Source organism: Oribacterium sinus (genome assembly GCF_963537195.1).
GTDB lineage: Bacteria > Bacillota > Clostridia > Lachnospirales > Lachnospiraceae > Oribacterium > Oribacterium sinus_A.
Genome location: NZ_CAUTEG010000109.1, coordinates 1 through 6,822, shown reverse-complemented (window position 1 = coordinate 6,822; position 6,822 = coordinate 1). Strand labels below are relative to the sequence as shown.

General features: G+C 43.3%; 9 protein-coding genes, 2 tRNA genes and 1 pseudogene. 10 read left to right on the top strand and 2 right to left on the bottom strand.

Going from position 1 to position 6,822, the window contains the following annotated elements; translation table 11 throughout:
• Both RYL27_RS10020 and RYL27_RS10015 read right to left on the bottom strand, forming a co-directional pair.
• Positions 1–282, bottom strand: a pseudogene (locus RYL27_RS10020) (AAA family ATPase); the annotation flags it as partial.
• A gap of 31 nt (positions 283–313) precedes the next feature.
• Positions 314–730 (bottom strand): prepilin peptidase, encoded by a 417-nt coding sequence (locus tag RYL27_RS10015; RefSeq protein WP_314327524.1) that lies wholly within the window; start codon positions 728–730, stop codon positions 314–316.
• A 372-nt stretch (positions 731–1,102) separates the two neighbouring features.
• Here RYL27_RS10015 and RYL27_RS10010 point away from each other — a divergent pair, with 372 nt between their 5' ends.
• The 10 genes from RYL27_RS10010 (at position 1,103) to rplW (ending at position 6,705) form a co-directional block, all read left to right on the top strand.
• Entirely contained in the window at positions 1,103–1,597 is a 495-nt protein-coding gene (locus tag RYL27_RS10010) for an N-acetyltransferase (protein ID WP_314966965.1), read from the top strand.
• 198 nt (positions 1,598–1,795) lie between these two features.
• A tRNA-Leu gene (locus RYL27_RS10005) sits at positions 1,796–1,881 on the top strand.
• 49 nt (positions 1,882–1,930) lie between these two features.
• A tRNA-Ser gene (locus RYL27_RS10000) sits at positions 1,931–2,018 on the top strand.
• Positions 2,019–2,092: 74 nt separating this feature from the next.
• Complete coding sequence (locus RYL27_RS09995; RefSeq protein ID WP_314966963.1) at positions 2,093–2,728, top strand: DUF421 domain-containing protein; 636 nt, start codon at positions 2,093–2,095, stop codon at positions 2,726–2,728.
• A 228-nt stretch (positions 2,729–2,956) separates the two neighbouring features.
• Positions 2,957–3,241 (top strand): GNAT family N-acetyltransferase, encoded by a 285-nt coding sequence (locus RYL27_RS09990; protein ID WP_183683849.1) that lies wholly within the window; start codon positions 2,957–2,959, stop codon positions 3,239–3,241.
• Complete coding sequence (locus RYL27_RS09985; protein WP_314966961.1) at positions 3,231–4,349, top strand: FAD:protein FMN transferase; 1,119 nt, start codon at positions 3,231–3,233, stop codon at positions 4,347–4,349. The genes RYL27_RS09990 and RYL27_RS09985 overlap by 11 nt, the downstream gene beginning before the upstream one ends.
• A 417-nt stretch (positions 4,350–4,766) precedes the next feature.
• Positions 4,767–5,084, top strand: a complete 318-nt coding sequence (rpsJ, locus tag RYL27_RS09980; RefSeq protein ID WP_007157682.1) for a 30S ribosomal protein S10 — start codon at positions 4,767–4,769, stop codon at positions 5,082–5,084.
• 45 nt (positions 5,085–5,129) lie between these two features.
• Positions 5,130–5,759 (top strand): 50S ribosomal protein L3, encoded by a 630-nt coding sequence (gene rplC / locus RYL27_RS09975; RefSeq protein ID WP_183683845.1) that lies wholly within the window; start codon positions 5,130–5,132, stop codon positions 5,757–5,759.
• 26 nt (positions 5,760–5,785) lie between these two features.
• A complete protein-coding gene (gene rplD, locus RYL27_RS09970) occupies positions 5,786–6,406 on the top strand; it encodes a 50S ribosomal protein L4 (protein ID WP_007157679.1) in 621 nt (206 codons plus the stop codon).
• A complete protein-coding gene (gene rplW, locus RYL27_RS09965; RefSeq protein ID WP_007157678.1) occupies positions 6,406–6,705 on the top strand; it encodes a 50S ribosomal protein L23 in 300 nt (99 codons plus the stop codon). Before rplD ends, rplW begins: the two co-directional genes overlap by 1 nt.
• Positions 6,706–6,822: the final 117 nt, after the last annotated feature.

The following is a 6,822-nucleotide window of genomic DNA, read 5'->3' as shown; positions in this document are numbered from 1 at the left end:
CTGGTATTTATAGATACAATTCTCCTTCCGTTGCTTTGTAAGTAGATTTTCTTCGGAAAGATAAAGGGTTTTGTGGGACTTGGGAGAAAAATGGAGGTTTTTCGCATTTTTTTCGGAGAGAAGCAGAAGATCCACTTCCTTTTTCTTGGAGAAGCTTTCCAGGCTTTCTTTGTTAAGAATCGGATAGATTTGGAAGGGGAGCTTGGTGTTTTGCCGAAGGTAAAGGCTAAGACGCTTGCAATACAGGGCATCTTCATCGTAGATGGCAAGAATTTTTTCCATGACGAATATCCTTTCTGTGGGAATTAAGAATTTATCCTTTCATCAGCATAATCGGGGTGTAGCCGAGAAAGAGAGAAAAAGCATAGGGAATGTCTTCTATGTGACAAATGAAAAATAAAAGGAAAGAGAAAAGGGATGCCAGGAGGAGAAGGGGAAGACTTTCTTCCAAGGGTAAAAGGGGGATAAGAAGGGAGCATAGTTTCCAGTCTGCTCCTCCGGCGGCGGTGAAATAAAAGAGGGGATAGCTTACGAAAAGACTTAGAATCCAGTAGATAAGGGTAATAAGGGATTTTTTCAGATCTGCGGCTTCAAAGGGGAAAGCAAGAAGGAAGAAAAAGAATGAGGGAAAAAGTATAAAATAGACTTTGGGGATTTTCCGTTCTTGTAAATCTTTGATGGCTGCATAGAGTAGAAAAAGATAAAGAAAATGATGTTTGAGATAAGGCATATCCACCTCCTGAAAAGGATTATAGCGGTAGCCTTAGGAATCTCCTATACTCCACATTCGGATAATATCCACTTACGGATAATATCCGAATGTGGAGTATATAGGGGAAAGTGTAAGGATATCAGCTTATCCGCCGCCCTGAGAAAAGAAAAAGTCATAATGAGAGAAAAAAAGACAGTCTTTGTGGAAAACAAATAAGTTTTAATGGAAAATTTAGTAATTATTTTGTGCTGAAAACAGCTATCATATAAGTTTAGACATAAAGTCCAAGTGGGGGCTTTTAACGAGGATTTCAACAGGAATTTCAACAGGAATTTATAAAAGAAGCTTTTTAACGATACTTTCCAAAGAAGCTTTAAAGAGATTAGGAGGATGACCGTTATGCTACAGATTCGAAAAGCAAAGCCGGAAGATTTACGGCAGATTATGCCTTTATACGAAAAGGCCAGAGAATTTATGGAGAAAAACGGGAATCCTACGCAGTGGGGAAAGAATAATCCTCCGGAGGATTTGATTCGAAAGGATATCAAAGAGGGATATCTCTATGTAGGAGAGGCGGAGGAGATTGAGCTGGTCTTTCATTTTCATGTGGGAGAAGAGCCCAATTATAAAGAAATCTATGAAGGAGCTTGGCATAGGAATGAAGCCTATGGCGTCATTCATCGGGTGGTATCCTCCGGAAAAATTCCCGGTCTTGCCCAGTTATGCTTTCAGTTTTGTAAGGAACAGCATCCCTACCTTAGGATTGATACCCATGAGAATAATCAGGTCATGCAAAGGGCCATTCAGCGTTTCGGATTTCAATATTGTGGAGAGGTTATCGTAGGAGATGGAACCAAGCGTTTAGCCTACGACTATTTTACGTAAAGATTTCAAATTTTCTAAAAGGAATTCTAAAGGAATTCCCGCGGGTAAATCCCGTTGTGGAACCTAGTTTGAGAATTAACTCTTCAAATCTTCAAAACTTTTTTGAATTTTTACTGCCCCCGTATTGACAAGCAGAGGAACATTCTGTATTATCGTACTGTTGCAAAACAATGCGACGTTTTCAGGGAAACTTGAAACGCCGGCGTGGCGGAATAGGTAGACGCACAGGACTTAAAATCCTGCGGGACAAAAATCCCATACCGGTTCGACCCCGGTCGCCGGCATTGTGAAGGAATGGCGAGACTGTCTCGCCGTTTTTTTTACAAAAAATCAGGAGATATACCCAAGTGGTTGAAGGGTCCGCACTCGAAATGCGGTAGGTCGGGAAACCGGCGCGAGAGTTCAAATCTCTCTATCTCCGGGATAGGCCGGGAAAGGAAAGCGCGTAGAGAGCATTTTTCTTTCCCGGCTTTTTAAACGTTAGGAGGCAAGAGGATGCAGGAATTCATTTTAGTAGCGGAAAAGTTATTTATCGGCTTTTTTGCTTTGATTTTTGTCATTAACATCTCAGGAAAAGGCAATCTGGCACCCAGTACAGCCTCCGATGCGGTACAAAACTATGTATTGGGCGGTATTATCGGCGGTGTAATTTATAACGACAACATCAAGATTTGGGAATATCTGGCGGTGTTGGCGATTTGGTGCGGTCTGGTTCTGCTTCTTCGCTACGTGAAGATGCACAATGTAAAAATGAAGCAGGTTCTGGACGGTATTGCCCTTCTCGTAGTGGATGAGGGGGCTATTCTCTATGACAACTGTAAAAAGCTGGGGCTTTCCGCCCATGATCTCTCCTTTAAATTACGAACCAATCGGGTATATTCCGTAACGGAGGTGAAAAGGGCTGTTTGTGAGCAGAACGGACAGTTGATTATCGTAAAATACGGAGAGGAAAATCCAAAATTTCCCCTGATTACCGATGGACACCTTCAGAAAAACATTCTGACCATTATCGAAAAAGACAAGGAATGGCTTCAAGAGGAATTGAAAAAGCAGGGCTATCAAAGTATACACGAGGTATATTTGGGAGAATATAATAAAGGAGAGCTTAAGTTATTTCCGTATAAATCATAGAGAATGCTAAAAATAGAAAAAAGCTTCTTTTCCATAATGCAGACTGGTTTAGTCTGGGGGAGAACAGTTCAGTTCTGTCGGAGGAAAGTGAAGCTTTTTTTTGTGAAGAAAAAATGTTATAGTAAACTAACTTTGTTACAGAAGACATCTTTAGTTTTTCTTGTTGAAAAATGGATTTAAAGGCTAAACCGGAGAGCGGTTTTGCTGTTTTTTAGAAAGGAGCAGTTTATGGAATGGAAAATAGAGAAGCATCAGATTCGCTATGAAGAGGCCGGAAAAGTACTGGCGGAAATAACTTTTCCTTATTATATAGAAGAGGAAAAGGTCTATGAGTTTGACCATACCTTTGTGGACCCCTCTCTCCGAGGACAGGGGATTGCAGGAACCTTGGTGGAAAAGGCTATTGCAGAGGTTAAGGGACAGGGCGGAAAAATTCTTCCCACCTGCCCCTATGTAAAGACATGGTTCGCCCGTCACAAAGAGGAAGAGGGGATTTTGTATCGTGAGCACTAAAAAGACATTTCCTCATGCTTCTTTTTCTTTTTTACGCCTTCGAAAGTCCTGTCTTGCCCTTGGCGCTTGCCTTGTCCTCAGTGTCTGCCTTCTTCTTAGCGGCTGCGGAAAGAAGAATCGCTACCAGGACCAGTTTATGGATGTCTTTGATACGGTTTCTCTGGTCATCGGCTACGAGGGCAATGAAGGTGATTTTCAGAAAAACTTTAAGGCAGTGCATAAGCGCCTGCAGGAGCTCCATCAGCTTTTTGATGTGTATGACGATTATCCCGGAGTACAGAACTTAAAGTATGTAAATGAAAATGCCGGCACTGCTCCGGTAAAGGTGGATTCGGAGATAATGGCCTTACTGAAGTTCGGAAAGGAAATTTATGAAAAGACCGATGGAGAGGTAAATATTGCTTATGGGGCAGTGCTGCGAATCTGGCACGATTACCGGGAGGCAGGCATTGCCAATCCGGAAAATGCAAGTCTTCCGGAGGAAACTGCTCTTTTGGAGGCGTCCAAACATTGTAATATTGAGGATTTAATTTTGGATGAAGAAAACTCCACCGTGTATTTTCAAGATCCTGAGCTTAGGCTGGATGTAGGCGGTATTGCCAAGGGCTGGTCCGTGGAAAGGGCCGCAGAGCTTCTGGAAGAAGCCGGTGCTAAGCATTATTTACTGAATATTGGCGGAAACCTGAGGGCTATCGGAAAAAGGGGAGACGGAAAACGCTGGGTTTGCCCCGTGGAAAATCCCTTTTACGTGGATGGACAGGATGAAGAACAGTTTGCGGTGGCGGGAGAAATTGAAGACACTTCTTTGGTCACCAGTGGAGACTATGAGCGTTTTTATGTGGTAAACGGAAAACGATATGCCCATATCGTGGACCCGAGAACAGGGATGCCGGCTGACCGCCACCGTTCCGTAAGCATTTTGACTAAGGATTCCGGCCTTGCGGATGGGCTTTCTACGGCTCTTTTTATTCTGGATGTGGAAGAGGGAAAAGCGCTTCTGAAGAAGTTTCAGGATGGCGGAACGGATGTGGAAGCCATGTGGATCGAGCCGGATGGAACACAGGACTATACGGAGAATTTTTTGAGGAAAATATCGGCTGACAAGTGAAAGAAGTCTTTACAAGGCTTCTTTTTTCTATTATACTTATGCGACACGCACGGTGGCGTGGAATTGAATCCGGAAACAAGGATTCTTGGTGATAAGTTGATTTGCTTATGTTTTTGATTTTGTGCAAAAAAAGCGGGATAAATCTTGCTTTCCGGCCGGGGATATGGTATTTTAGTACGGCTGTGGCATGATAGCGTTGAAGGAAAAGATTACTATAGAAATGAAAGCAGTAATGTATAAGTTTCTACAGAGAGCTTTCTGGAGCGAATGTCAAGTTTTGAAACTGACGGCAGGTCACTGTACTACAATCTAAGCACCAAGCAGCGGGTGCGGCGTGTGTATTTTTATAAGATACGCGCGGAAACGTGTACAGTCACCAACTTATCGTCAATAACCCGATAGGAGGCGACTTTTTTTATGGCAAGTCAAGTAATGAGAATCACCCTCAAGGCTTACGAGCACGGCCTTGTGGACGAATCCGCCGCAAAAATCGTAGAGAACTGCAAGAAGACAGGTTCTCAGGTTTCTGGCCCAGTACCTCTTCCTACCAAGAAGGAAGTTGTAACAATTCTTCGTGCAGTGCACAAGTACAAGGATTCTCGCGAGCAGTTCGAGCAGAGAACCCACAAGAGATTGATTGATGTCATCAATCCTAACCAGAAGACCATGGACAGCTTACAGAGATTGGAGATGCCCGCAGGTGTTTTCGTAGACATCAAGATGAAAAACAAATAATTCTAGTATGAACCGATTACGGTTCCGCTGTAGAAAGGAGAACAGATGAAGAAAGCTATTTTGGCAACAAAAGTAGGAATGACACAGATTTGGGATGAAAATGGTGTGTTGATTCCAGTAACTGTACTGCAGGCCGGTCCTTGCGTGGTTACCCAGGTAAAGACCCTTGAGAACGACGGTTACAAGGCAGTTCAGGTGGGATTTTTAGAGAAGAGAGAGAAGCTGGTGAACAAGCCTCTTAAGGGACAGTTCGACAAGGCCGGCGTTTCTTACAAGAGATTCTTAAGAGAATTCCGTTTTGAGAATGCAGAAGAGTATAAGGTTAAAGATGAGATTAAGGCAGATATCTTTGCTGAAGGAGATAAGGTAGACGTAAGTGCTACTTCCAAGGGTAAGGGATTTGCATCTGCTATTAAGAAATATGGACAGCACAGAGGACCAATGACCCACGGTTCTAAGTTCCATCGTCATCAGGGATCTAACGGTACATCTGCAACACCATCCAGAGTACTTCCCGGTAAGGGAATGCCCTCTCACATGGGTGCGGTAAAGGTTACTACTCAGAACCTTACTGTAGTGAAGGTTGATGCAGAACAGGGATTAATCCTGGTTAAGGGTGCGGTTCCGGGACCAAAGAAGGCTCTTGTAACCATCAAAGAAGCTGTTAAGTCCTAAGACGAGAAGGAAGGAGGAACATACTAATGGCTAACGTATCTGTATTTAATATGCAGGGTAAGGAAGTTGGCAAGATGGATCTGAATGATGCGATTTTCGCAGCACCGGTTCACGAGCACTTATTACACCTCGCAGTAGTTGCACAGCTTGCTAACAAGCGTCAGGGAACACAGAAAGCCCTTACTCGTGCAGAGGTTTCCGGAGGCGGAAGAAAGCCTTGGAGACAAAAGGGAACAGGTCATGCAAGACAAGGTTCCATTCGTGCCCCGCAGTGGAAGGGCGGCGGAGTAGTATTTGCCCCGACTCCAAGAGATTACACCACAGGCATGAACAAGAAGGAAAAGAGAGCAGCGTTAAAGTCTGCACTGTCTAACGCGGTAGCAGAGAACAAGCTTATTGTATTGGATGAGATTCGTTTCGACGAGATTAAGACCAAGAACTTCCAGAGCATGTTGGACGCTTTCAAGGTAAACAAGGCTTTCGTTCTTCTGGATCAGAATGATCAGAATACTGTGCTTTCTGCAAGAAATATTCAGAATGTAAAGACAGCTCAGGTTAACGAGTTAAACGTTTACGATGTTTTGAAGTACGGCACTGTATTAGCTACAAAGGCGGCTCTTTTAAAACTTGAGGAGGTATACGCATAATGGCTAACTTACAATATTTCGATGTGATTCTTCGCCCTGTTGTGACTGAGAAGTCCATGGCAGACATGAGCGAGAAAAAGTACACCTTCCTGGTAAATCCTGAAGCTAACAAGATTCAGATCAGAGAAGCTGTAGAGAAGATGTTCGAAGGAACAAAGGTAAAGGCTGTTAACACCATGAACCTTGACGGAAAGAAGAAGAGAAGAGGAATGGTATTCGGAAAGACAGCCAAGACTAAGAAGGCAATCGTTACATTGACTGCTGAGTCTAAGGAAATCGAGATTTTCAGCGCACTGTAAATTGCTAAGAACTGCGTGAAAAAATTTCTCAATTATACGCAGAAAGAAGGAGAAAAAGGAAAATGGGTATTAAGACATATAAAGCTTATACACCGTCCAGAAGAAATATGACCGGTT